The sequence below is a fragment of the Rothia nasimurium genome, assembly GCF_928381415.1.
Lineage (GTDB): Bacteria > Actinomycetota > Actinomycetes > Actinomycetales > Micrococcaceae > Rothia > Rothia nasimurium_H.
Window position 1 is genome coordinate 1 of sequence record NZ_CAKMSF010000024.1, and the last position, 937, is coordinate 937.

The 937-nt window shown below is 44.1% G+C and carries 2 protein-coding genes; both read left to right on the forward strand.

The window, feature by feature from the left end:
* Positions 1-328 (forward strand): hypothetical protein (locus tag L7A20_RS11820; RefSeq protein WP_237223678.1); only part of this gene is annotated, 328 nt, incomplete at its 5' end.
* 284 nt (positions 329-612) lie between these two features.
* The gene (locus L7A20_RS12020; RefSeq protein ID WP_272878958.1) at positions 613-744 is read left to right on the forward strand and encodes a hypothetical protein; all 132 of its coding nucleotides are present in this window, start codon (positions 613-615) and stop codon (positions 742-744) included.
* Positions 745-937 lie beyond the last annotated feature (193 nt).

Here is a 937-nt window from a genome sequence, read left to right on the forward strand (position 1 = left end):
GTTGCAGTATACGATGCCGAATACGGATAATTATCAGGTGCGGGAGGACTGGAATATGAGGGGTGTTGTGTTTGCTGGTGGTGTGGGTATGGGGACTGGTGTTGCTACGGTCGCTGTTCCTGGGCTGGTTTCTGGAAACTCGAAGGTAGCGGATATTACTGAGTTTGGTCTGACTCGTGGCACTGAGTTTGCCGCAGGCGGAATCAACAATTCAGTTACTACTACCGATGAAAATAAGAACGATGACTTTGCCCAAAAGGGCATTGAAGAGATGGCCAAGGGAATAATTTCCAATCCTGGAGATATAAAAAAGTTAGTTCAACCGTAGGGAATTTAATGTCAAAACAACGAATATCATGGGCGGAAACCCCGCCATGGCGCAAAGTTACAGTTATTTTGTTATCAATTTGCTCTGCTCTTCTTTTTGTTGGTCTCGGGGCGCGATTTGTTCTCAATGAATTATTCCAAGGAGAGCAAGTCTGTACCGTAGATTCCGCAAAGTTCAACAGTAGTTCAGGGGGAAACGGTGGGCCCACCGCGTATCGTTCTATACACATTGAGAGTAGTGACTGTGGGGATATTGTTATCACGACTACAAGGTATCCACGGGACATGAACGATGCAGCTTTGTTGGAGTTTCTGCAGGCTCATGAAGGGAAAAAGTTTGTGTTTGTGACTAAGTTTGTGCAGTTTCCTGATGCGTTGAGTTCTTTTGGTATTGCATCTACTCAACCTGTTGAGTAAGTTGGATTCAGTTAACAAATTTTCGCATAAAATAATCTGAAACACCATTTAAAGAAAGAGAAGAAAATGTTACTGGGTCTTATCGCTGCGGTTATTATTGCGGGACTAAATACACCTTTGGCGACATTTCTTGCAGGGCGCGTGAAAACACCGGGTGGTTTTTTACTAACCTATATGCCGCTGGGTTTAATCA